The sequence below is a fragment of the Bacillus sp. BACIII genome (assembly GCF_057836745.1).
This window is the reverse complement of sequence record NZ_CM174437.1, coordinates 1,937,865-1,960,259: the sequence shown is the minus strand read 5'-3', so window position 1 is coordinate 1,960,259 and position 22,395 is coordinate 1,937,865. Positions and strand designations below refer to the sequence as shown.

Sequence of the window (22,395 nt, the reverse complement as noted above, 5' to 3'; positions counted from 1 at the left end):
CCGGTTTTACGGCACTCGGGGCTTTTAGCCCTTGAGTGTTTTTCTATATTTTTCTATAATGAAAGTGAACGTTTATTCCGGAGAAATGAATGACTATTCATTCATTACATTTTTAAAGGGGTGGGAAAATGAATCTGGTTTCCAAATTGGAAGAAACGGCATCACAGAAACCGGAAAAACCAGCTTGTCTGTTTCAAGATCAGTACATGACGTATGAGGAGCTGGCAGGTAAAATCGAAGCATTTGCAAACGGATTGGAAGACAGGGGACTGAAAAAAGGGGATCATCTCGCTTTGCTGCTCGGAAATACGCCTGATTTTGTCATTGCGTTTTTCGGTGCGTTAAAAGCGGGAGTTGTCGTTATACCTGTTAATCCGGCATACACACCTTCAGAGATCGCATATATGCTGAAAAACGGCGATGTCAAAGCGATCGCCGGCATCGACCTTTTAATTCCCGTATTTGAAAGCCTGCACGGCTCACTGCCGCTAGTGGAGCATATCATCATCAGTCAGACCGCGGAGAACGCTCCATCGACAGAAGACCCTCAATTGCGCTTGAAAATGACAACGTTTACAAAAATGCTCCGTCCGGCGGAGCGCACCAGAACCTATCCGACATTGTCCCAAGATGATACTGCCGTCATTTTATATACCTCAGGGACGACGGGAAAACCGAAAGGCGCCATGCTCACCCATCAGAATCTTTTTTCCAACGCGAATGATGTCGCCGGATACTTAGGAATGAATGAGAAAGATAAAATTGTAGCCGCATTGCCGATGTTTCACGTTTTTTGTTTAACTGTTTGTATGAATGCGCCTCTGATGAGCGGAGCGTGTGTATTAATCGAGCCGCAATTCAGCCCGGCCTCTGTGTTTAAACTGATTAAACGCCGGCAGGCAACTATTTTTGCAGGCGTTCCGACGATGTATAACTACCTGTATCAATATGAGCACGGCAAGGCGGAGGATTTTGCGTCTATCAGGCTCTGCATTTCAGGCGGCGCTTCGATGCCGGTCGCTCTGCTGCAGACGTTTGAACAAACCTTTAATGTCACCATTTTGGAAGGATACGGACTTTCTGAAGCGTCTCCGGTTACTTGTTTCAATCCGTTTGACCGGGGGAGAAAGCCCGGCTCAATCGGGACGAATATTTTGCATGTCGAAAATAAAGTCGTTGATACGCTCGGTCGAGAACTGCCCGCCCATCAAGTGGGGGAATTGATTGTGAAAGGGCCGAATGTGATGAAAGGCTATTACAAGATGCCGGAGGAGACGGAACATGCGCTGAAGGACGGCTGGCTATACACTGGTGATTTGGCGAAGCGCGATGAAGACGGTTATTTTTATATCGTCGACAGAAAAAAAGATATGATTCTCGTCGGCGGATACAACGTCTATCCGCGTGAAGTAGAAGAAGTGCTCTACAGCCATGAGGGCATTAAAGAAGCCGTGGTTATCGGCGTTCCTGACGCCAAAACGGGGGAAGCGGTGCATGCTTATATAGTGCCTGCCGATGGTGAGCTGACAGAGCAGGCCGTTGTTGATTACTGTGAACAGCATTTAGCAAAATATAAGCGCCCGGCGGAAGTGGTTTTTCTTGATGAGATTCCGAAGAACGCGACCGGGAAGCTGCTGAGACGGGCGGTCCGGGACATGCTTCCGAAATGACAGACGAAAAGCGAAGCCTGAGGGCTTCGCTTTTACATGAACTGATCCGGTCAGCTCTGCGATTCTTCCTTAATGATGCTTTGCACAAGCAACGTATCATGCCGGGTCAGTTTGTAATACGTGTTTTTATGCTTGTACGTCATATAATTGCCGCGTTCGAGCCACATGCTGAATGAATCAAAACGGTCTTCATGGTATTTGACCGTTCCGTTGTAATCGGGAGACACGCTTTTGGTCAGTTTGACTTGTTTTCCTTGGTTCAAGATATCGAGCATATCTTTTACATTCTGCCTGTCTTTAATTTTGATTTCTTTTTTTCCGTGCTCAGACAGAATAATCAGATCTGCGTTGCTTGATGGAAACACATCGCCGGTCCGGCTGTATACATAGAAGAAAGCAATAACCAAAAGGGCGATTACTACAATAAATGCGATTATTTTTTTCATATTCATCACTCCGTCTTTTAGTCTTTCCCGCTTCCTGTTGTTCCATTCTTTTCTGTTGTGAAAAGATTAACATCCGTTTCGGAGGCTTGGTTCTATTTATTTGCATTTATGCTTACAATAGGAGTAAGTCATAAGGGTAAGGAGGGTGACTTCCATGCGCAAATGGATTGCGGCAGCGGGACTTGCCTATGTGCTGTACGGCCTTTTTTTCTATTGGTATTTCTTTATGACAGGAGACTCCGCGGTCCCGGAGGCCGTAAAGGGAACGAAAGCTGATCCGGCCTCGTTTATGGACCCGGGCCGCCTGGCAGCCGCTGAAAACTATTCAAATGTAAAAGATTTTCTGTTTTTTATCGGGGCGCCGTTAGATTGGTTTTTATTTTTTCTGCTGCTCATTACTGGGCTTGCCAAAAAAATAAAGCAATGGCTGGAAGCAGCGGTGCGCTTTCGGGTGCTGCAAATCGTAAGCTTCGTATTTGTCATTTCACTCATCGTTACGGCGGCTTCGCTTCCGCTTGAGTGGATCGGCTATCGGGTTTCGCTTGCGTATCATATTTCGACCCAGACCGCAACAAGCTGGATCAGAGACCATGTCATTGATTTCTGGATCAGTTTTCCGCTGTTTGCCGCGTGTGTGCTTGTGTTTTACTGGCTGATCACAAAGCATACAAAAAAATGGTGGTTTTACGCATGGTGTCTGACCGTGCCGTTTACCCTGTTTTTGTTTTTCCTGCAGCCGGTCGTCATTGATCCTTTATACAATGATTTTTATCCGCTGAAAGACAAGGAGCTGGAAAGCAAAATTTTGTCGCTTGCCGACAAGGCCGATATTCCCGCCAGCCATGTTTATGAAGTAAATATGTCGGAGAAAACGAACGCGCTGAATGCGTATGTGACGGGCATCGGTTCGAATAAGCGCATCGTTTTGTGGGATACGACTCTTAACAAACTGAAGGATCCGGAAATTTTGTTCATAATGGGGCATGAGATGGGGCACTATGTGATGAAGCACGTGTACATCGGACTTGCCGGGTATCTGCTGCTGTCATTGGCCGGGTTCTATATCATTGACAAGCTTTACAGGCGGCTGGCGAAATCCTTCAGCCGGATGCTCCATATAGAGGGGCCTAAAGATCTGGCCGCTCTCCCGCTGTTATTGCTGCTCATATCCGTGCTCAGTTTTGCTTCTGATCCGATTACGAATGCCGTCTCCCGGTATCAGGAAAACGCCGCCGACCGTTACGGCATCGAGCTGACCGGAAACCGGGAAGCGGCGATTGAGACGTTTCAGGATTTGGCCGTTACGGGACTGAGCCGGGTCAATCCTCCGTTTCTCGTCAAGATTTTCAAAGGAAGCCATCCGTCGATTATGGAGCGGATAGAACATGCGGAGGAAGAAAAATAATAAAAAACCGGCGGGGCCAAGGCCGACGCCGGTTTTTTATGTTTTACTGAGCTGCCGCCTGTACGTTGATCAGCCCTTTTCCGTAGTAGAAAGCATCACCAAGTTTTGTAGCGGTGTTTTCTAAACTGCTGCGGACTTGAGTGGTTGTCCAGTTCGGATGCTTAGAAAGAATTAAAGCAGCCGCTCCGGCAACGTGCGGAGATGCCATTGACGTACCGTTGTACGCGCCGTATTTGTTTCCGGGAAGCGTGCTTTGGATCGATACGCCAGGTGCCATGACATCAAGCTCAGAACCTACGCTTGAGAAAGATGCTCTTTGGTTGCTGCTGTCAACAGCGCCAACCGCAATGACAGAAGGGTATTTACCAGGGTAGCCCACTGTGCTTGAGCCGCCGGAAGTGCCTTCGTTACCGGCTGCCGCAACGACTACGACGCCGGAAGCAACGGCTTTGTCAACTGCCGCTTTTAACGCTGCAGAACCAGAAGGTCCGCCGAGGCTCATATTAATAACGTCCATTTTGTTTGCGATCGCCCACTCAATTCCGTTAATGATCCAGCTGTACTGACCGGAACCGTCAGCGCCGAGAACCTTTACCGCGTAAAGGGATGCGCTTGGCGCAACGCCTAATACACCGATTGAGTTATTAAGAGCCGCAACTGTGCCGGCAACGTGAGTTCCGTGAGAGTTGTTGTCTTGGAAAGGATTTGTTTCAGAAGGAACCATGCTGGCTCCGCCTGCCACCTTTAAATCAGGATGAGAAGAATCGATACCGCTGTCGATAACCGCTACTTTAACATTTGATCCGGTGAAGCCTTGAGAGTGCAGAGCAGGGGCTTTGATTTGAGATACGCCGTAAGGCACGGATTGCGCGTACGCTTTTGCAACGTGATCTTCTTCAACGTAAGCGACGCTAGGGTCTTTTTTCAGCTCTTTTACAGCTTTTTCATTTAATGTAGCTGAAGCTGCGTCTACATATTTGAATTGCTTCTGTACTTTTCCGCCTTTTTCAGAAATGACATCTTTCTTCTTAGCGGCGCTCATCGTGCTCATTGTCTGTTTGAACCCGACAATATATTTCTTTTCCCCGTTTGATTTTCCTGCCGCCTGGGCAGAAGACGTGCTGCCGAACGCCATCGTAAAGATTAACGCTAAAGCAAACAGCAAACTGATCCATACCTTTTTGCCTCTCACTCTTTATCCTCTCCTTTTTTTCATTTGCAGAATAACCAATAGACTGACTATTCTGTGGATTAATTGTATAGTATGGAATAATATTTTAGTAGGCCCAATTTTTTTCATCCCGTTTTATTTCTATTTAGGTATATCAACTCTCTTTCATTTAGTAGGAACCCGAAATATTTAAATTTTAATGGAAAAAACCGATGGAAGGACATGAGTAAATGTACACAAGCGCCATGACTTGCTTGTTTACTGGGTCGAATGTTTTGCTTCCATTTTTGGATGCTGTACCAAAAACAGGATAAATGTCACTTTTTGTTGAATGCAGAAGACTGATGGAGGTGAAAGCGGAATGAGAAAAAGCTTCAGCATGAATCAGCCTTTGACTTCCTTGGTGGAGAATAGCCATGAAACCATTTTATAAAAATAATGATTATGAATATCATTGATGCTTATCTTGCTCATGATATAATTGCGGAAAAACGAAAGAGGGGAACAGATGAAACGATTCAGTATGCTGATGCCGATCTTGGCCGTCCTCTTCATATCGGCATGTTCAGGGCCGGAGCATGAGACTGCCATCAGACATGATCTGGGGACCTCACATGTGCCAGCGCATCCGCAGCGCGTCGCCGTGCTGAATCCGGGTTTTAATGATACCCTTCATGATCTCGGCATAAAGCCTGTGGCTGCGGCCGATAACCGGTCAGCGGGAAACGCCGGCACCCGGTCACATCCCGACCTGAAAAAGATCGCTTCGCTGAAACCCGATCTCATCATTGCGGACTCAGACCTGCACGGAGGGATATACGATAAGCTGACGGAGATCGCTCCGACAATCGCTTTAAAAAATGAAGATGCGGATTATCAGGATGCGGTTGACGCCGCCCTTACCATTGAAAAGGCGGCCGGTAAAGAGGGCATCATAGAGAAACAGTTGTCGGCTCAAGAAGAAAAGCTGAATGACATCAAAAGAAAACTGGATGCAGAAGGCGCCTCGATTTTAATAATGAACGCTGTAAACGGCAGCTTTTTCGTAAAGGATGATCAGTTTTTTACGTCCCGGCTTTTAACGCTCGCAGGGTTTACCTATGCGGTCCAGACAGCTTCCGGCGGAAAATCTGAGCCTATCAAAATGACGCACGGGAAGCTTTTGCATATCGATCCTGATTACATCGTGCTGTTGGGCGGAGAGAAAGAATTCGAAAAGAATCCGATCTGGAAACAGCTTAAAGCCGTGAAAAACGGACATGTTTACCGCGCGGACAGGGCGGTTTGGACGGAACGCCGGAGTATTGACGGTGCGGACGCCATATTACATGATCTGCAGGAAAAAATGCCCGCCAAAAAGGCCCGGCACTGAATGCGGGCCTTTTTGCTATGATTCTGAAAGGTGGCTGCTTACATTGTAATCCTTGACGCGCCACTGATCTTCAATCCGTTCAATATTGCTCAGACAAGCATTGACAAGCTTTGCGTTTTGTATGTCGGTGTCACCGTCAGAAATGGCGGACAAGAGGGCGTGAATGGCTGCGCCGTGAGCGACGATCAGTACTTTTTGATCAGGGAAGCGCTCCTGAACTTTCACTAAACCGGCCAGCATTCTGTCTGTCAGCTCCTCTGCGGTCTCCATGTTCGGATAGTTTTTATCCGGATAGCGCTTCGACCGTTCCGGTAAAGACATTCCTTCCGCATCCCCATAGCTCCGTTCTCTGAAATCTTCCATGACGACAATGGGAAGATTCAAAAACCCGTTAATAATGTCAGCCGTTTTTCTGGCCCGTTTCATCGGGCTTGAGACGATGACATCCCATTTGAAACCTTTTAAGTATTCTCCTGTTTCTTTCGCCTGACGCTCTCCCGTCGCATTTAACGGAATATCCGATTTGCCTTGAAGCTTCTTTTGGGCGTTCCAATCAGTCTCTCCATGTCTTACTAAACAAACGGCAGTCATAAAGTCTCCACTCCGATCATTTTTTATCGATATCATCTATTATACTGCCGTTACGTTAACACTTCAAAGAGAAGCGCCAGTCCGACTCCGCCTCCGCTGCCGATCGCTGCTGCTGCAAATCGGGCATCCGGCCGCCTTTTTGCTTCATAAAAAAGCCGGGTGACAAGCGCCGCTCCGGAAGCCCCGTACGGATGTCCGACGGCCAGAGCGCCGCCCCGGACATTTATTTTAGAATACGGCACTTGAAGCTGCTGTGAAAAGACGCATATTTTGACGGCAAACGCCTCGTTGATTTCGTATATATCAATGTCATCGGGTGACAGGTCCAGCTCCGTCAGCAGTTTTTGGACGGCATACACCGGAGCTGCTGAAGGATAATGCGGATGGACGCCGCTTACCGCGCTTCCGATAAAACGCAATCCCGGCTTTAAACCGAGAGACCGCGCTTTTTGTTCTTCCATCACACAGACTGCCGCCGCCCCGTCAGAAATTCCGCAGCTGTTGGCGGCGGTGACGGAGCCTCCGGGCTGAAAGACGGGTTTGGCGCGGGCGATGAGAGGCTCCATGTTCCGCTTTTTTTGCATGTTTTCGTCAGCATCGAATCCGCGAAAGGGGAGGATCTCCCGGCGGTACAGGCCGTCTTCGTGCGCTTTGACGCTCCGTTCATAGCTGAGAAGGGCATATTCGTCCTGCATCTTTCTCGTTACCCCGTAAGCCTGTGCCGTATACTCGGCTGCTATGCCCATATCAGGATCGCCGATATGTTCAGGTGAAAAACGCGCGCGCGATGAGAAAGGGGAGCGGCTGCTGCTCTCCGCTCCTCCCGCGATATACGTGCTCCCTGCGCCGGCTTTTACAAAATGACACGCGATTCTCACGGCATCAAGCCCGGAGCCGCACTGTCTGTCGATGGTCGTTCCGGACACGCTCAAAGGAAGTCCGGCCGCCAAGGCTGACAGCCGGGCGAGGTTTCCGCCGCGGCCCGTCGCGTTTCCGATCAGGACTTCATCAATGTCTTCGGGTGTGTTCCGGCTCAAATGGCGGATCAGCGGAGCTGCTAAATCCTCAGGAAGACAGTCCTTTAACAGGCCGTTTTCCCGGGCAAAAATCGTCCGTTTCGCATCCGTAATTACCGCTTCCATTCCATCATGTCCTTTGCCTGCTTTCGTATGGCGGCACGGGCGATCTTTCCGCCGGCTGTTTCCGGTATTTCTGAAAACAGCCATTTTTTCGGGATTTTATATGCCGCCAGCTGTTCGCGGCACCTTTTCTTCAGTTCCTTTACATCCGCATGTCCGTCGATCACCGCAACGGCGATGCTGCCCCAATAGGCATCAGGCACACCGGTTACGGCTGCTTTTCTGACGCCCGGACAGCCGTTGAGCACACGTTCAATCTCTTCAGGAAACACGTTCAGGCCGCCGGATACGATCATCCCGTTTTCACGTCCTTCGATATATAGATAGCCGTCACGGTCGGCATACCCCATGTCATCCACCGTCATCCATCCGGAATCATCAGGCTTTGCGCCGCCGATGTATCCCGAAAATTTCATCGGGCTGTTCACAAAAATCTTCCCCGTTTCGCCCGGCATGCAGCGCTCTCCTCCGGGACGGCGGATTTCGATTTTAACATTATCAAACGGCCGGCCCGCCGCATTTGGCTTTTTTGCGCCGTCTTCAGGCGATAAGAAAGCCACGAAACTCAGCTCGGACGTTCCGTAAAAATCATATAACCGCAAATGAGGATAGCGGTCTGACAGCGCTTGTTTAGACGAAGCGGGCCAGTCTGCACCGGAAGAAATTACCTTGAGCGGTTTATCCGGAAACGCTTCTGCCGAGAGCAGGGCGTCGGTCATTGTCGGTACGGTATACAGAACATCAGCTTGTCTCAGCCGGTCTTTCATTCCGGCCGGGTTGAATTTTCTTTGAAGGATGACGGTTCCGCCGATAAACAAAGTGCTGACGGCGCCGTATAAAAAGTGAGATGAGCGCAGCGTGCCCGGTACCAGCACTTTGTCATCAGGGGAAATGCCGAATTCACGTTTCGTACAAGAAAAGCTCTCCAGCCACGAACGGTGGGAGCGGGTGAAGGCTTTCGGCTTTCCGGTCGAACCCGAGGTGAACCCGGTATAAAAGGGCAGGCCGGCGTTTTTGATAAAGGCGCCTTCTGTGTTCTCCGCCTCGATACAAGATCTGCATTCATCCCACAGAATGACGGGTGTTTTGACGCCGTTCAATCTGCCGCTCAGCCGGCGGTCACAGATGACGAGATCGGTTTTGCTGATGTGCAGCTGATCCGCGAATTCCGCCGCTGTCGAGCGGGGATCTAACGGAACCGCCGTGCAGCCGGCATGCGCCGCGCCTGCGAATAGTTGTAAAAAAGGGATTTCATTCGGCAGTAATATTGCAATGTTTTTCGGCTTACCTGAAAGGCTGCCAAGCCAGTTTGCGGTTTGGTTTACTAGCCTGTTCCAGGTTTGATAGTTGATCTGTTCTGTTTCTGTCTGAATGGCGATGTGTTCCGGCGCTTGTCCGGCTGTATCTGAATATGATGATGTAATCATGATGAGTAAAATCAGCTTCCTTTCGTCGGCAAAAGCCGGCTTGCTTGAAGAGTTTTTCTGATTCTTACGGCTGCGAATGAGGCTGCGGCCGCTTTAAGCAGATCTCCGGGCACATAGATGAGGCTGAGCTTTACGGCAGTCAAGATATCAATGTGCATCATAAAAGCCTGAACGGGAATGCCGATGACATACAAAAACAGCACGCCGAACAAAAACTGTCTGATAAACAAATGGGGTGCGCTGGCTGAGCGAAGGTTTCGGATGCTGAGGCTAAGCAGGAATGCCGCAAGCGGATATGCGGCGAGATATCCGGCGCTCGGCCCGAAAAAAACCCCGAACCCGCCTCTTCCGCCCGAAAGGAGAGGCGCTCCGCATGCCACAATCAGCAAAAACAGCAATTGGCTTAAAAACGCGGCTTTCGGTTTTAGGATGCTTCCTGATAAAAGCACACCGATCGTCTGGAGTGTAATCGGAACTGGCGTAAAGGATAAGAAAAGAGGGGGGAGAAGCCCCAAAAGTCCCATAATGGCGGTAAACACGGCAATATGCATCATTTCTGTCAATTTCATTATGTATTCCTCCAGCTTATCAAAATATGTTTATACAATAAAGCGAGTCTTTATATATGTCAACATCATTATATTTTTGGTTTACATTAAAAAGACCGGCCCTTTATAAAAAAGGCCGGCCGGTTTATCTTTATTCTTCTGTGAGGATAACAAGTGAATCAACGGATGATGCAACGTGGGAAACGGCGCGGCTGACTTCTTGAAGGCCGCCGAGAAAAGCCTGTAAATCAACGTCGATTTTGCCTGTCTGATCTTTGCTCGTTTTCATGCTTTGGACGATGTCATCAAACAGACGGTTGATCTGCATCATTTTTTCTTTCGTTTCACCCACAAGTCCGTTTACATCTTTAATATGTTTGGATACGATGTTGATTTGTGTATTGGTATTGTTCACAAGCTCTGATACGGTGGAAACGGTTTTTTTTGTATCCTCTGAAAGCTTTCTTACTTCGGTTGCGACAACCGCGAAGCCTTTGCCGTGCTCCCCGGCTCTCGCAGATTCTATTGAAGCGTTTAATGACAGGAGATTTGTTTGCTCGGCGATCCCCGTCACGATGCCGAAGATTTTTTCGATTTGCTGGGCAATGTCATTCAGCTTATCCATTTCTTCTTCAATATGCAGAAGGCTGGCGTCGATTTTATTCAATTGCTTCTGCTGGCTTTCAAGTTCTTTTTTTCCGCCGATTGACTTTTCTTCTACATGTACGGAAGTGACGGTGCCGGCTTTTGACGCCTCGGAAATGTCCTCTGATTTATCGACCAGCTCCTGCACGGCTCTGCTCGTTTCTGAAAACAGATCAGCGAGTGATCCGGATGTTTCCTGAATTTTTTGATGAAGACGGGCTTTCTTTTCCTCTTGCTCGTCCCGCTGGCAGTTATATTCGGTCTGGAACGCTTCAAGGACGAGCTGCTGTTCGAGATTCAGTATTTTAGTCGTCGCTTTGATCGCTTTTAAAAGCTCATGCAAATCCGGGATGGAAGCTTCATATATGTTCATCATCGACAGAAGCAGATCCTGAAACGCCCCCATATACCATTTCGGTTCAAGGCCGATCCGCAAATGAATGGAAGCGATGCGCTGTCTTTTCTCAATGAATTCATCATCAATCGTGCCGGCGAACATTTCGTGGATGTGACGGCGTAATGTTTTTTTCAGGCGCTCGACCGTGCTGTGGTCGTTAATGATCGTCATTAATGATTTTTCGTGATCCAGGTTTCGGTAAAAGGAATCGACGATTGTGGAAATATGTTCTTTGATTAACGGCTGCAGCTCTTCAAGCACATGAAGCTCTTCGTTTCCAAGCCTGACCATTTTCAGCTGCTTTTTGACATCTGCATATTGATTTGAAAGCTCGATGCGTTTTTTGCCGTCGGCTTCTGAAAAATAAGCTGTTTCTTTTTTGCGGTCTTTTTTAAATAACAATATTAGTTCCCCCAGATATTCTCTTTTTCTTTTTATCGGTTTGGAAGGAACTTGAATGAAGGAATCCGGTAAAAATATTTTAATGCCGAAAAAATAAAACCATTCATACAGAATGGTTCAGTTAATCTTGCGTGATACGCTTCAGCGGCTTGATGGCGGGACCTTCGGCAACCCCGCCGTCAGGTGTGAACCGGGAGCCGTGACAAGGGCAGTCCCACGTCCGTTCGCCGTCATTCCATTCAACCTCACAGCCTAAATGGGTGCATGTCGTGTCGACAAGATGCAGGCAGCCTTTTTCATCTTTATAGGCGCCGGCCCGTTTGCCGTTTACGGTTACGATTTTTCCCTCTCCGGGCTGAAGGGACTCAGGTGAAGCGTCCGGCCTTTCAAGTTTGCCCGAGATAAGGTGTTTGGCTACGTCGGCATTATAGGAAATCAGTTTTTTCAGCCCCGGATCTGCGTGGAAACGTGACGGGATAAACAGGCCGGAAAACGGGTTCTTTTTGTTTTGGATATGATCGGCCAAAAGCTTCGCCGCAAGGGCTGAGCTTGTCATGCCCCATTTTTTAAAACCGGTCGCCGCCAAAATATATTCTTCATCGCCTGAGATCGGACCGATGAACGGGATTTTGTCAATGGTGACAAGGTCTTGCGCAGACCAATGATATGGGATGCTTTCGACTCCGATTGTGTCTTCTGCAAATTGTTTCAGCGCTTCGTAATGCTCGGACATTTCTTTTCCTTGGCCTGTTTTGTGGCTTTCGCCTCCGACGAGCACCAGTTTTTCACCGTTCAGCTCTGTATAGCGCAGTGATCTGGACGGCTTGTCTATGCTGAGAAACATACCGTCAGGATACGCTTGCTTCGGTTTTACCGCCAGCACGTAGGATCTGCTGGCATACATTCTGGCGGCATAAAGCCCTCCGCCGTCATAAAAAGGAAAGTGGGAGGAGCAGACAATGTAGCGGCACTTGATGCCGTGTCTGTTTTTCGTGACCACCTCAGGCTGCGGTTCTTTTTTAATGTCAATTGCCGCCGTCTGTTCAAAAATCCGCGCTCCGTTTTTGACCATCTCCTTCACAAGCGCCGCGCCATATAAAAGCGGATGAAATTGCGCCTGATTCTTCATGGCAAGGCCGAGCCTGCAATCAACGGGGACGGGAAGTTCTTTCACAAGCTCGTGTTCAATGCCGAGCTTGGTGTAGGCTTCCTGCTCGCTGCGGATTTTTTTGACGCCTGATTCCGTATTCGTGTAAATATACGCGTCTTGTTCAATCAGCCTGCAGTCAATCGAAAGGTCCTTGATGATCTGCTTCATGTCTTCCATAGCGCGAAGATGGGCTTCGAAATAGAGCCTTGCGCTGGTCAGTCCGATCTGCTGAATTAGATCGGCATAGATGAAATCATGCTGGGCGGTGATTTTTGCGGTCGTGCCCGCGGTCGTCCCGTTTAAAATCCGGTCTGCTTCAATGACAGCGACACGGAAGCCTCTTTTCGTCAGCTCGTATGCCGTTGTCAGGCCCGTAATTCCTCCGCCGATAACCGCAACGTCGCATTCCGTATCTTCAGTCAGGGCGGGAAAGGAAGGAATGTCAGCTGTTGCTTTCCAATAGGAAGCAGATTCCTCGTTTGAAAAAGCAGTCATTTCAAATTACCTCCTCTATTGTATATTCTTAATTTTCCCAATAAGTCTATATTCATACATGAAAGTCGTATAAGATGCTCAAATTACTCATAATATAGTAATTAATGTAAAGGAGTGATTAAATTGGCGAATCAGAAGAAGAAAACCTTGCCGCCGCAGCATCAAAACCGGCAGCCGGGCTTTGAATATGTAATGGACCCGCGCCCTGTATTTGACAAACCGAAAGCGGCGAAAAAACTTGAAGGAAAAACTGCGATTATCACGGGCGGAGACAGCGGAATCGGACGTGCCGTATCCGTTTTGTTCGCGAAGGAAGGCGCAAATGTGGTCATCGTTTACTTTGATGAGCATCAGGATGCCGAAGAGACGAAGCAATATGTAGAAAAAGAGGGGGCAAAGTGTCTGCTGATCGCAGGTGATGTCGGCGACGAAGCCTTTTGCAACGATGTCATCCGTCAGGCGGGCCAAGCCTTCCCTTCCATTGACATCTTAGTCAACAATGCGGGTGAGCAGCACGTGCAGCCGGGGATTGAGAAAATCACGAGCCACCAGCTCATCAGAACGTTTCAGACGAATATTTTTTCAATGTTTTACTTAACGAAAGCCGCGCTCCCTCATTTGAAAAAAGGAAGTTCAATCATTAATACGGCCTCCATTACCGCCTATAAAGGCCACAAAACATTGATTGACTATTCAGCGACAAAAGGGGCGATCGTCACGTTTACAAGATCTCTGTCCCAGTCTCTTGTCACTCAGGGCATCAGGGTGAACGCAGTGGCGCCGGGACCGATCTGGACGCCGCTCATTCCGGCGAGCTTCTCGGCGAAGGAAGTGGAAGTCTTCGGCTCAGACGTGCCGATGCAGCGCCCGGGAGAGCCTGTTGAAGTGGCACCGAGCTATTTGTACTTAGCAAGCGATGATTCTTCCTATGTCACGGGACAGACAATTCATGTGAACGGCGGCACCATCGTAAACGGATAATATAAAAAAGCCAATCCATTTGGATTGGCTTATTCACTCAGTTTGAGTGCAGCATATTCTTTAGAAAGCGTAAGGAACGCTTCTTTATTTTTATCATCAAGCGCTTTATCAATCTGTTTTGTCAGCGTGTGGAGCCGGCGTTTATACAAGGATTCGTCGAGCACCATTTGAATGTAAATATCGGCCATTGTCACATCGAATTCATTTGCTTTTTGCGTGTTGCGGGACTTCATGAGCTCAGTGTACGATTTTTTCTCTTTCATAAAGAATCCCCCCAATGCCTTTTTTATAGTATATGGATAACAGCCGGAAAAATCAATTAATTTTTATAATCTTTAGACAACTAATACTTGGAAATATATCGACATATCCTGCAAACTGACGAAAAATTGAAAAATAACATTGTATAAATGTTGTGAAAACGAGAGTGAAAAATAATCTTTAAGTAGTAAATTAAGACTAAATTATATCTTTAAAAGGTGATTTTTAGCTATATTCAAAAAAAACCTGTCGTTTTCCAATGACAGATGATAGATTATTAGTATAAATTTTCAAGAAAAGGATTGGAGGCTGCACATTATGTGCCAGAAAACACACGCACCCTTAGAAAGCTACGAAGTAAATCGTTCAACCATCGCTGTTTTGCCTGAGGAAATAGACGGTAAAATGGGGTCGAAGATCATTGAAAAAGATTGCATTCTGTATGTCAGCATGAAGCCGATTCACATCATTGACAGAAGCTGCCGCTACTTTGGCTCGAGCTACGCCGGGAGAAAAGCGGGAACGTATGAAGCGATTAAAATTTCTCACAAGCCGCCGATTATGGTGGACCCTTCAAATCACATCTTTTTATTCCCTACACTTTCTTCTGCAAGGCCTCAATGCGGCTGGATATCTCATGTGCATGTTAAAGATTTTCAACCGACCGCATTCGATGATACAGCGGTCACATTCTCAAACGGCAAGACGATGGAGCTGGAAGTATCTTATCATTCTTTTGAAAACCAGGTTTACAGAACCGCCTATCTCAGAACCACTTTTCAGGACAGGATGGGCAGCCATATCCCGAAGCGGCAGGAATTCATGCTGTACCCGAAAGAAGAGCGGACTAAAATGATTTACGACTTTATTTTGCGGGAGCTGGGGGAGAGATATTAGAGAAAGCTGTGATGTGAAGGGACGGGCTCTTTCCTTTTTGGAGAGGGCTTTTTTGATTTACATGCCCGGGCAGAGTTGTATCGTCTCCGTCTGTTGGCTATGATGGTGGAAAGAGTCATGACATTATATTTTAGGAGAGATGGGCATGAATGTATTTGCAAAATATGTATCAGGAATCGACAACCCGGATCACCGGCTCAAACTAGAGGAAATCCTGTCTTGGACGGCTGACCGATTCCCGAATTTACAGCCGCAGATCAAGTGGAATACGCCGATGTTTACTGATCACGGCACCTTTATTATCGGCTTTGCAGCAGCGAAGCATCATCTAAGTGTTTCCCCCGAAGAAGCGGGGATTGCGCACTTTGCCGATGACATCGCCCGCGCCGGCTACAGCGCCACTTCCCGTTTGTTCAGAATTCAATGGACTGAACCGGTGCATTATGATCTGCTTGAAAGCATGATTCAATTTAATATTCAGGAGAAGGCAGACTGTTCAGCGTTTTGGCGGAAATGAACGAAAAAATATTAAAGCACAAACCTGATCAGGAGCTTTTTTATGAAAAGTAATCCTAAGGGATTTGCGTTTCCGGCTGAGGATCATCATGCGTTCATCGCTTGAATACCCGGTTCGGCGACCGACCCTTTCCTTCAGGCAAATCTTCGCGGTAAAGAGCGGGATTGACATAACGAAACGCACGATGGCAGGAATCGTGCGTTCAGAATTCTTTATTTGACGACAGACATGCTGACGCTGCTGCCTGACACCGTCACTTTGGCAAAGTCCTGTGTATCCACCACAGGTGTGACTGCTTTATTGTCGATCGTGATATTTGTAAAAGCTGTTGAGAAGTTTGATTTGATGTAAGGGCGCTGATCCTCTGATGTGACCGCAACGGTGGCGAGCGCTTTCCATTTTGAGACTGAACCTACATTTGTTTGGGCGAGTTCTGAGATGATGCGGCCGGTGTATCCGTCATTATTCGTGCCCCAATATGTGGCGCGGGTATTGCCGTTCAGATTTTTGTAAATGGTCAGTTGTACGGTGCTGCCGGGCCGAAAGCCTTTCGTATAGGTGAATTGGCTTTCTCCTTCCAGATACCGGACCTGGCTTTGCCCTTTTGAGCCGACTTTCATGATCGGTTTCCATACATGATACGTTTCACTGTACTGAAGCCCGATATCGGCCTCCGTGCCTCCGGTAAATCCTGAGTAAATATAGGCTGTCCCATTTGACACCTGAATCGAGCTCGGAAGCTGAATTTTCGTGACGAGAACAGAGCCTGTACTGTTCAGGTAGGCCCTTCCGCCGATTCCTTTGCTGAGCTGGGACGCCGCTTCCGCCGTATTGGGGCTGATGACCCCGGGAATATCCGCAGTACATACACCGAATAGAACGGCTGAAGTGAGCACAACCGCAAGAAGCCCTTTTTTCATCATCATTTCTCCTCCTATCATCATAGTCAGATAGCGCTATCAATTCATATTATAAAAGGTTTTGGAAGAAATTCCATAAAAGAGATACGGGCAAATGTAAAACGAAACTTTTTTCCTATTTATCTTGTAAATGGAGATTATTTGAACTATGCTATGTTCAGCAATACCGCATCACTCAGGAGAGGGGATAGATAGAGGATGAAAAAGACGGCAGCTGTGCTTTTGTCTTTCGGTCTGGTATTCGGATGTTCATACGGGGCGGGGCAGACGGCGGAAGCGAAAACAAAGGTGAAAACGTATCAAAACTGCAAGGCGCTGAATAAGGTGTATAAGGGCGGCGTGGCCCGGACGTCAAAAGTGAAAAACAAAGGCGGCAGAACAAAGTACAAGCCATATGTCTCAAAAGCGCTTTACGATGCAAATAAAAGACTTGATCGTGATAAAGACTATATCGCATGTGAGAAATAAAAAAACAAGCCTCTTTAAAGGGCTTGTTTTTTTACATTGATTCGATGGTGACGGCGGTTCCGTATCCGATTAATTCGGATGTGTTCTGTCCGGCGGTCAGTTCGAACCGCAGGCCAACGATGGCGTTCGCACCGAGCTGCTCCGCTTCTCTGATCAGCCGTTCTTTCACCGCTTTTTTGGAGTCTTCCAGCATTTCGGTATAGCTTTTTAATTCGCCGCCGACGACAGATTTTAAGCCTGCAAGCAAGTCTTTTCCGATGTGACGGGACTGGACGATACTGCTTGTCACCAGGCCTTTTACTTCCGTAATCTGTTTTCCGGCGACGGTTTCAGTTGTGGTCATGATCATGCGGCTTGCCCCCTCCATGTGTCTTACCGCTATTTTATCATTAAGCCGCCTTTTCGGCTGCGCTGATTTGTTTTTTTCTGACTGCGGCACTGACTGCAAACATGACGGCAGTGTTTAACATCAGCGCGATGATGCCTGTATTCATGTCTTTCACGATCTGCGGAAGAAACGGAAAGAGGGTTCCGATGGTTGATTCGGTCAGCGTGATGAAGGCGACCGTCCCGACCCCGGCCGCTATGCCGGCAAAAGCGCCGTGGCTTGTGATAAAACGCCGCTTCGGCAGGCTGAATAAAAGCGCGGGGAAAAGCTGGGTGACAAGGCTGTAGCCCATTAAAAGCAAGGTGACGATGGTATTTCCGCCTTTCAGCGTAAAATATACGGAAATCAGCGCGATAACGGGTACGGCGTATTTTGCGAGCCGCGAAACTTTTTTGTCAGTCGTGCCGGGCCGAATGGCTTTGTACACATTTTTGGCGAACAGCGTGCTTGAGGCCATGAGTATCATTGAACCGGGGACAAGCGCCGTCAGAATGCCCGCTGATCCGATCAGTCCGACAAACCAAGGATCAAAGGTTTTCACTGACAGCTTTAATAAGGCGAGGTCCGTGTCCGCCCCTTTTAAACCGGGCACCTGCAGAATCGCCGCAAATCCGGTAAAGATGACAAACAGCAGGACAAGCTGATAAAGAGGCATGATGATCGCGTTTTTCCGAAACACCCGCGGATGCTCCGCCGAATAGGAAGCGGCAAAGGTGTGGGGCCACATATAAAAGCCGAGAGCGGTCAGCAGGACGGTTGAGCTGAACCATGAAGGGCTTTGTCCGGTTTCAGAAAGTGTGAGAAATCCGGGTTTTGCGGCGTCGATTTGTTTGAACATCTCTGAAAAACCGCCGTAGTAATGAATGGGCAGATAAATGCCTAAATACAGGACGATGCCTAAAATCATGATATCTTTGACGACTGATATCCACGCTGAACCGTGGATTCCTGAAATCATCACATAAATCGTGATGGAGACAGCGCCGATCCAGACTGCGGCTGATGGCGGAATCTGGCCGTACGACGTTGCCGAAACAATTAATCCGAGCCCTTTCAGCTGCAGGACGAGATAGGGGATGAGAGATGCGATGCCGACGAGCGATACGAGAATGCCGAGGAGCGGGCTGTTGTATTTTGAAATAAAAAAATCAGATTGCGACATCAGTTTGTGCTGTTTGGCGTATGTCCACACGGCAGGCAGAAGCCAATATGACAAAATGTAGGCAAGACAGCCGTAAGCGATAATGTAAAAGGCGGGACCTCCTTTTCCGTAAGCCCATCCGCTTCCGCCGAGGAATGTGAAGGTCGTGTAAATTTCTCCCGCCATTAATAAAAAGACAAACATCGTGCCGAAGCCGCGTCCGCCCACCGTCCATTGTTCAAGGTCCATCTTTTTTCCTTTTCGGGCGCGGATTCCGAGATATACACAAAACAGGAGCACGGCGGCCATTACGGGAAATGCGGCGTTCATTCCGTCTCACCCGCCTTGTTTTCTTTGTCCAATTTGTAAACCGCAGCCATCAGAACAGAAGTCAGAACGGCCCAGATGACGACATATGCGAGAATGAAAGGCATTCCGAAAACATAAGGCGTCACCCGGTTGGCGAATGGAATGCCGGCGAGAATTCCGAAAAAGGGCAGGGCAGCGAGAACATGAATCAGTTTCATAACATTCCTCCTTTGAAAAGCGTGTACCGAATTATAAAGAAAATCATGTCGAATGTATAGTGTGAATAGTCTGAATTTTATAGTTTCAAAAGGAAAAGCAGTCCCGGCTGCTTTTTAAATGGTCGCAAGAGACAGGTAATATTCCACTAAGGCGGTTACCTGTTCCCGTATTCTCGGGTTGAAATAACGGTGTTTTTCTTCATAGCCGTTAATGGTGCATATATAAAGCGTAAATGCTTCATCTCTTTGGGCTTCGTATATTTTGATTTTACGCTTTCTTAACTCTTTTCGAACATCACTCAAATCCTTTTGTGCTAATTTTAAAGAGCAGCTGATAAGCTGTTTATAGGGTTGTTTTAATTTGAACGGGCACGAATCAAGCGCTTCGAAATCCCGATTCAGAATGGCGGCCGCCATGGGCAGAAACAGCCCTTTTTCGATGAGGTCGCGGGTGCCGCTCCGGATGTCAGGCATAAATACTCCTTCTTTCTTAAAAGAGAACATTTGTTCTTATTTTATACTCACTTACACGATATTTCAAGTCGGAAAATCTCGTAAACATTTTCGTTTTTTGGAGATAATGTGTAGAATAAGGATAGACAAACTCGTTAAGGAGTATAAACGTTGGAGCAATTTTTATCATATTTCACTGAGGAACAGCTGACGGAATGGTTCCAAAGCTATAGAGCTTTCGGCCCGGCGGCTGCGGTTTTACTGCCTTTTATTGAAGCGTTTCTTCCGTTTTTGCCGCTTGTTGTATTTGTGGTGGCGAATACGAATGCATTTGGGCTGTGGGAAGGTTTTTTTCTGTCGTGGCTCGGATCTGCGGCAGGATCACTGCTTATGTTTTATGCCGTCCGCCGTTTCGGACAGAAAAGAGCTTTCGGTTTCATCCGCAGGCATGAGACCATAAGGCGGATGATGCTGTGGGTTGAGCGGCACGGTTTCGGTCCGCTGTTTATTTTACTTTGCTTCCCCTTTACGCCGTCCGCTGCGGTTCATATCGTTGCCGGCCTGTCACGTGTGGGGGCGCTGCAGTTTGTATCAGCCGCCGCTATGGGGAAAATGGTCATGATCTTTATGATCAGCTTTATCGGGTATGACCTTCACGCGCTCTTTACACAGCCTTTCAGGATGGCGGGCGCCTTAACGGTGATCGCGGTGCTGTGGTATGCAGGAAAGCATATCGAACGGCGTTTACAGACGAGGATCAGTCAGCATGAGAAAGACGGAGGGAGACAGGAATCTTGAAAAAACGATTTTGGTTTATAGCCGGCGTGCTTATCGTTGTTTTGGCCATACAATTAAAAAATGCCATTTTTATTGATTACAAAGTCGAAGGAATCAGCATGAATCCGACCTTTAAACAAGGAAATGAGCTGATAGTCAACAAGTTTTCCCATCGTTACAAAACGATCCGCCGTTTCGATATTGTCCTGTTTAAAGGCCCGCACCACAAAGTGCTGATCAAACGTGTCATCGGGCTCCCGGGCGAGTCGATCGCTTACAGGGAAGACCAGCTGTATGTGAATGGAAAACGGGTTTCAGAACCGTTTTTAAAACCGTTAAAGTCATCATTGTCCGCAGGCAGCCATGTGACCGGTGATTATACATTGAAGGAAACGACCGGGCGCAAAAGCATACCGAAAGGACAATATTTCGTTATTGGCGACAATCGCATATACAGCCTCGACAGCCGTCATTTCGGACCGATTAAGGATAAAGACATCGTCGGGGTGATCAGTGAATCAGACGCCAAGTGAACGGCGTCTTTTTTTCGGAAATGATTGTCAAAAAGCAGAGGGAAGACTATAATGAGGATTGTTACGCGTGAAACAAAAATCAGGTGTTTTATTTTTAGTGATTTTGTTGCGTTTGTAACAAAAAATATGAAAGAGGGCTGATGAGATGGAAACACAGGCTGCCATTATCGGGGGAGGTCCGGTCGGGCTTATGCTTGCATCAGAACTGGCACTGGCCGGAGTGAAAACGACTGTCATTGAACGATTGAAGAAGACGGTGCCCTATTCCAAGGCGCTTATTATGCATCCGCGCACACTGGAGCTTTTTGCCATGAGAGGCATATTGGAACGCTTTTTGGATAAAGGGACGAAGGTGTCATCCGGCCATTTTTCGATGCTGGATACACGGCTGGATTTTTCCCGGCTGGATTCTAAGCAGAATTATTCGTTAATGCTGCCTCAGGCAGATACGGAGCGGCTTTTGGAAGAATATGCATCAAGTTTAGGCGCAGATATCATCCGCGGGGCGGAAGCGGTGTCCGTTACCCAGACGGATGACGGAGTGGAGACGGTGTTCCGGGATGAAAGCGGTATCCGCACCCTGCGCAGCTTATATGCCGCGGGTACAGACGGAGCGGGGAGCATTGTCCGGAAACAGGCGGGCATCGCTTTTTTCGGGCACTGATGCCGACTTAATAGGAACCCTCTGTGATGCCGTTTTGAAAACTCCGCCTGAATCTGCCTTCTTTTCAACGTGCCGTCTGGCGGGATCGGTTGTCATTGTCCCTCTTACGGACGGGCTTTTCCGCGTCCTGATCGTTTCTCCGCACGCTCCGCAAAAGCGGAAAGAAGAGCCGGTCACAGAAAAAGAGCTGAAAGAAGACCTGCGGCAGATATGCGGCACTGATTTCGGATTGAGTGATCCGGTGTGGACGTCAAGGTTCGGCAATGCCGAGCGTCAGGCCGAACAATACCGCTCAGGCCGGGTTTTTGTGGCCGGTGATGCGGCGCATATTCATTTTCCCGCAGGCGGCCAAGGGCTGAACACGGGGCTTCAGGATGCCTTCAACCTCGGCTGGAAGCTGGGGGCGGAAATGAAGGGGAAAGCGGCGCCTCATCTTCTGGACAGCTATCATCAGGAAAGGCACAGCGCGGGAAAAGAAGTGTTGCACAATATAAAAACCCAGATCAAGCTCATGGATTTTACCGAGTCAGGGATGGCATTAAGAGATACGATGACCGCTTTGCTCGATTTTCAGGAGGCCAACCGTTTATTGGCGGGAAAAGTATCCGCGCTTGATCTGCATTATGAACCGGACCCGGAGCTGCCGCCGCATATCCTGAACGGAAAACGGCTGCCCGATATAGAGCTGATTCTTTATGACGGCCGGGCGGCCCGGCTGTATGATTTTCTTCACAAAGGCGGCTTTGTGCTGCTATCATTAAGAGGAAGCATTCCTGCCGATATTGATACGGACAGCGTGGCGACTGTCAGGGCGGCGCTTTCTGAAACACGTGCCGGCTGGGGTGACGTCTATTCTGTTTTGATCCGGCCGGACGGCCACGCGGCTTGGGCGGCCGGCGGCTCGGGACGTGAAGCGGAAGAAGCCGTACTGGCCGGTTTGGAGAGATGGGGACTTATCTGATACCCTTTTATGCGCCTGTGTGATTGTTTCTTCCGTAACAAAACGTTAT

23 protein-coding genes and 2 pseudogenes are annotated in these 22,395 nt (G+C 48.2%); 10 read left to right on the top strand and 15 right to left on the bottom strand.

Features of this window, described 5'->3' with window-relative positions; genetic code table 11:
* Window positions 1-128 precede the first annotated feature (128 nt).
* A complete protein-coding gene (locus tag ACXN9U_RS09360; RefSeq protein WP_060963143.1) occupies window positions 129-1,670 on the top strand; it encodes a fatty acid--CoA ligase family protein in 1,542 nt (513 codons plus the stop codon).
* A gap of 50 nt (window positions 1,671-1,720) precedes the next feature.
* On the opposite strand, the gene ACXN9U_RS09355 is transcribed toward ACXN9U_RS09360, so the two are convergent.
* Window positions 1,721-2,116, bottom strand: a complete 396-nt coding sequence (locus tag ACXN9U_RS09355) for a YhfM domain-containing protein (RefSeq protein WP_060963142.1) — start codon at window positions 2,114-2,116, stop codon at window positions 1,721-1,723.
* Window positions 2,117-2,270: 154 nt separating this feature from the next.
* On the opposite strand from ACXN9U_RS09355, the gene ACXN9U_RS09350 reads away from it, so the two are divergent.
* Window positions 2,271-3,521, top strand: coding sequence for a M48 family metallopeptidase (locus tag ACXN9U_RS09350; protein WP_060963141.1), 1,251 nt, complete (start codon window positions 2,271-2,273; stop codon window positions 3,519-3,521).
* A 43-nt stretch (window positions 3,522-3,564) separates the two neighbouring features.
* On the opposite strand, the gene ACXN9U_RS09345 is transcribed toward ACXN9U_RS09350, so the two are convergent.
* Window positions 3,565-4,713, bottom strand: a complete 1,149-nt coding sequence (locus ACXN9U_RS09345) for a S8 family peptidase (protein WP_060963140.1) — start codon at window positions 4,711-4,713, stop codon at window positions 3,565-3,567.
* Window positions 4,714-5,200: 487 nt separating this feature from the next.
* Here ACXN9U_RS09345 and ACXN9U_RS09340 point away from each other — a divergent pair, with 487 nt between their 5' ends.
* Window positions 5,201-6,064, top strand: a complete 864-nt coding sequence (locus ACXN9U_RS09340; RefSeq protein ID WP_060963139.1) for an ABC transporter substrate-binding protein — start codon at window positions 5,201-5,203, stop codon at window positions 6,062-6,064.
* Between the two features lie 15 nt (window positions 6,065-6,079).
* On the opposite strand, the gene ACXN9U_RS09335 is transcribed toward ACXN9U_RS09340, so the two are convergent.
* The 7 genes and pseudogenes from ACXN9U_RS09335 to ACXN9U_RS09305 form a co-directional block, all read right to left on the bottom strand.
* Complete coding sequence (locus ACXN9U_RS09335; RefSeq protein ID WP_016938316.1) at window positions 6,080-6,655, bottom strand: histidine phosphatase family protein; 576 nt, start codon at window positions 6,653-6,655, stop codon at window positions 6,080-6,082.
* 50 nt (window positions 6,656-6,705) lie between these two features.
* Window positions 6,706-7,797 carry an acetyl-CoA C-acyltransferase gene (locus tag ACXN9U_RS09330; RefSeq protein ID WP_489201543.1) on the bottom strand — a complete coding sequence of 364 codons (1,092 nt, stop codon included), beginning with the start codon at window positions 7,795-7,797 and terminating at the stop codon, window positions 6,706-6,708.
* Window positions 7,785-9,221: an acyl-CoA synthetase gene (locus ACXN9U_RS09325; RefSeq protein WP_489201542.1), complete on the bottom strand. Its 1,437-nt coding sequence runs from the start codon at window positions 9,219-9,221 to the stop codon at window positions 7,785-7,787. The genes ACXN9U_RS09330 and ACXN9U_RS09325 overlap by 13 nt, the downstream gene beginning before the upstream one ends.
* A gap of 11 nt (window positions 9,222-9,232) precedes the next feature.
* On the bottom strand, window positions 9,233-9,790 hold the full coding sequence (locus ACXN9U_RS09320) for a biotin transporter BioY (protein WP_060963136.1): 558 nt from the start codon (window positions 9,788-9,790) through the stop codon (window positions 9,233-9,235).
* Window positions 9,791-9,920: 130 nt separating this feature from the next.
* A complete protein-coding gene (locus ACXN9U_RS09315) occupies window positions 9,921-10,718 on the bottom strand; it encodes a methyl-accepting chemotaxis protein (protein ID WP_420913154.1) in 798 nt (265 codons plus the stop codon).
* Window positions 10,719-10,727: 9 nt separating this feature from the next.
* Window positions 10,728-11,102 (bottom strand): annotated as a pseudogene (locus ACXN9U_RS09310) (protoglobin domain-containing protein); the annotation flags it as partial.
* Between the two features lie 232 nt (window positions 11,103-11,334).
* A complete protein-coding gene (locus ACXN9U_RS09305) occupies window positions 11,335-12,858 on the bottom strand; it encodes an FAD-dependent oxidoreductase (protein WP_060963134.1) in 1,524 nt (507 codons plus the stop codon).
* Window positions 12,859-12,981: 123 nt separating this feature from the next.
* On the opposite strand from ACXN9U_RS09305, the gene ACXN9U_RS09300 reads away from it, so the two are divergent.
* The gene (locus ACXN9U_RS09300) at window positions 12,982-13,839 is read left to right on the top strand and encodes an SDR family oxidoreductase (RefSeq protein WP_007610477.1); all 858 of its coding nucleotides are present in this window, start codon (window positions 12,982-12,984) and stop codon (window positions 13,837-13,839) included.
* A 29-nt stretch (window positions 13,840-13,868) separates the two neighbouring features.
* Here ACXN9U_RS09300 and ACXN9U_RS09295 read toward each other — a convergent pair whose 3' ends face one another.
* Complete coding sequence (locus ACXN9U_RS09295; protein WP_016938310.1) at window positions 13,869-14,102, bottom strand: IDEAL domain-containing protein; 234 nt, start codon at window positions 14,100-14,102, stop codon at window positions 13,869-13,871.
* A gap of 316 nt (window positions 14,103-14,418) precedes the next feature.
* Between ACXN9U_RS09295 and comK the strand changes: the two genes are divergently transcribed.
* Together comK and ACXN9U_RS09285 are read left to right on the top strand one after the other, a co-directional pair.
* Window positions 14,419-14,997: a competence transcription factor ComK gene (gene comK, locus ACXN9U_RS09290; RefSeq protein WP_045925287.1), complete on the top strand. Its 579-nt coding sequence runs from the start codon at window positions 14,419-14,421 to the stop codon at window positions 14,995-14,997.
* 145 nt (window positions 14,998-15,142) lie between these two features.
* Window positions 15,143-15,514, top strand: a complete 372-nt coding sequence (locus ACXN9U_RS09285) for an iron chaperone (RefSeq protein WP_060963133.1) — start codon at window positions 15,143-15,145, stop codon at window positions 15,512-15,514.
* Window positions 15,515-15,726: 212 nt separating this feature from the next.
* Here ACXN9U_RS09285 and ACXN9U_RS09280 read toward each other — a convergent pair whose 3' ends face one another.
* On the bottom strand, window positions 15,727-16,437 hold the full coding sequence (locus ACXN9U_RS09280) for a YrpD family protein (protein WP_489202476.1): 711 nt from the start codon (window positions 16,435-16,437) through the stop codon (window positions 15,727-15,729).
* Window positions 16,438-16,632: 195 nt separating this feature from the next.
* Here ACXN9U_RS09280 and ACXN9U_RS09275 point away from each other — a divergent pair, with 195 nt between their 5' ends.
* Window positions 16,633-16,902 (top strand): excalibur calcium-binding domain-containing protein, encoded by a 270-nt coding sequence (locus ACXN9U_RS09275; RefSeq protein WP_016938305.1) that lies wholly within the window; start codon window positions 16,633-16,635, stop codon window positions 16,900-16,902.
* Between the two features lie 31 nt (window positions 16,903-16,933).
* Here the strand turns inward: ACXN9U_RS09275 and ACXN9U_RS09270 are convergent, their stop codons facing one another.
* The 4 genes from ACXN9U_RS09270 to ACXN9U_RS09255 all read right to left on the bottom strand — a co-directional run bounded on the left by ACXN9U_RS09270 (window position 16,934) and on the right by ACXN9U_RS09255 (window position 19,432).
* Complete coding sequence (locus ACXN9U_RS09270) at window positions 16,934-17,251, bottom strand: YbjQ family protein (RefSeq protein WP_016938304.1); 318 nt, start codon at window positions 17,249-17,251, stop codon at window positions 16,934-16,936.
* 40 nt (window positions 17,252-17,291) lie between these two features.
* Entirely contained in the window at window positions 17,292-18,761 is a 1,470-nt protein-coding gene (locus ACXN9U_RS09265; protein ID WP_438421563.1) for a sodium:solute symporter family protein, read from the bottom strand.
* Complete coding sequence (locus ACXN9U_RS09260) at window positions 18,758-18,958, bottom strand: DUF3311 domain-containing protein (RefSeq protein WP_003155162.1); 201 nt, start codon at window positions 18,956-18,958, stop codon at window positions 18,758-18,760. The genes ACXN9U_RS09265 and ACXN9U_RS09260 overlap by 4 nt, the downstream gene beginning before the upstream one ends.
* A gap of 114 nt (window positions 18,959-19,072) precedes the next feature.
* On the bottom strand, window positions 19,073-19,432 hold the full coding sequence (locus ACXN9U_RS09255; protein WP_159353986.1) for a YhjD family protein: 360 nt from the start codon (window positions 19,430-19,432) through the stop codon (window positions 19,073-19,075).
* 150 nt (window positions 19,433-19,582) lie between these two features.
* Here ACXN9U_RS09255 and ACXN9U_RS09250 point away from each other — a divergent pair, with 150 nt between their 5' ends.
* The 3 genes and pseudogenes from ACXN9U_RS09250 (at window position 19,583) to ACXN9U_RS09240 (ending at window position 22,346) form a co-directional block, all read left to right on the top strand.
* Window positions 19,583-20,209, top strand: a complete 627-nt coding sequence (locus ACXN9U_RS09250) for a TVP38/TMEM64 family protein (protein ID WP_438421564.1) — start codon at window positions 19,583-19,585, stop codon at window positions 20,207-20,209.
* On the top strand, window positions 20,206-20,721 hold the full coding sequence (lepB, locus tag ACXN9U_RS09245) for a signal peptidase I (RefSeq protein WP_045925291.1): 516 nt from the start codon (window positions 20,206-20,208) through the stop codon (window positions 20,719-20,721). Before ACXN9U_RS09250 ends, lepB begins: the two co-directional genes overlap by 4 nt.
* 145 nt (window positions 20,722-20,866) lie before the next feature.
* Window positions 20,867-22,346: pseudogene (locus tag ACXN9U_RS09240) on the top strand (monooxygenase).
* The last annotated feature ends 49 nt before the right edge of the window (window positions 22,347-22,395 follow it).

What these genes read in the sequence shown, in the direction of transcription:
- ACXN9U_RS09360 (WP_060963143.1), top strand. Translation starts at nt 129, where the DNA reads ATGAATCTGGTTTCCAAATTGGAAGAAACGGCATCACAGAAACCGGAA.
- ACXN9U_RS09355 (WP_060963142.1), bottom strand. Translation starts at nt 2,116, where the DNA reads ATGAAAAAAATAATCGCATTTATTGTAGTAATCGCCCTTTTGGTTATT.
- ACXN9U_RS09350 (WP_060963141.1), top strand. Translation starts at nt 2,271, where the DNA reads ATGCGCAAATGGATTGCGGCAGCGGGACTTGCCTATGTGCTGTACGGC.
- ACXN9U_RS09340 (WP_060963139.1), top strand. Translation starts at nt 5,201, where the DNA reads ATGAAACGATTCAGTATGCTGATGCCGATCTTGGCCGTCCTCTTCATA.
- ACXN9U_RS09335 (WP_016938316.1), bottom strand. Translation starts at nt 6,655, where the DNA reads ATGACTGCCGTTTGTTTAGTAAGACATGGAGAGACTGATTGGAACGCC.
- ACXN9U_RS09330 (WP_489201543.1), bottom strand. Translation starts at nt 7,797, where the DNA reads ATGGAAGCGGTAATTACGGATGCGAAACGGACGATTTTTGCCCGGGAA.
- ACXN9U_RS09325 (WP_489201542.1), bottom strand. Translation starts at nt 9,221, where the DNA reads ATGATTACATCATCATATTCAGATACAGCCGGACAAGCGCCGGAACAC.
- ACXN9U_RS09320 (WP_060963136.1), bottom strand. Translation starts at nt 9,790, where the DNA reads ATGAAATTGACAGAAATGATGCATATTGCCGTGTTTACCGCCATTATG.
- ACXN9U_RS09305 (WP_060963134.1), bottom strand. Translation starts at nt 12,858, where the DNA reads ATGACTGCTTTTTCAAACGAGGAATCTGCTTCCTATTGGAAAGCAACA.
- ACXN9U_RS09295 (WP_016938310.1), bottom strand. Translation starts at nt 14,102, where the DNA reads ATGAAAGAGAAAAAATCGTACACTGAGCTCATGAAGTCCCGCAACACG.
- comK (WP_045925287.1), top strand. Translation starts at nt 14,419, where the DNA reads ATGTGCCAGAAAACACACGCACCCTTAGAAAGCTACGAAGTAAATCGT.
- ACXN9U_RS09285 (WP_060963133.1), top strand. Translation starts at nt 15,143, where the DNA reads ATGAATGTATTTGCAAAATATGTATCAGGAATCGACAACCCGGATCAC.
- ACXN9U_RS09280 (WP_489202476.1), bottom strand. Translation starts at nt 16,437, where the DNA reads ATGATGAAAAAAGGGCTTCTTGCGGTTGTGCTCACTTCAGCCGTTCTA.
- ACXN9U_RS09275 (WP_016938305.1), top strand. Translation starts at nt 16,633, where the DNA reads ATGAAAAAGACGGCAGCTGTGCTTTTGTCTTTCGGTCTGGTATTCGGA.
- ACXN9U_RS09270 (WP_016938304.1), bottom strand. Translation starts at nt 17,251, where the DNA reads ATGATCATGACCACAACTGAAACCGTCGCCGGAAAACAGATTACGGAA.
- ACXN9U_RS09265 (WP_438421563.1), bottom strand. Translation starts at nt 18,761, where the DNA reads ATGAACGCCGCATTTCCCGTAATGGCCGCCGTGCTCCTGTTTTGTGTA.
- ACXN9U_RS09260 (WP_003155162.1), bottom strand. Translation starts at nt 18,958, where the DNA reads ATGAAACTGATTCATGTTCTCGCTGCCCTGCCCTTTTTCGGAATTCTC.
- ACXN9U_RS09255 (WP_159353986.1), bottom strand. Translation starts at nt 19,432, where the DNA reads ATGCCTGACATCCGGAGCGGCACCCGCGACCTCATCGAAAAAGGGCTG.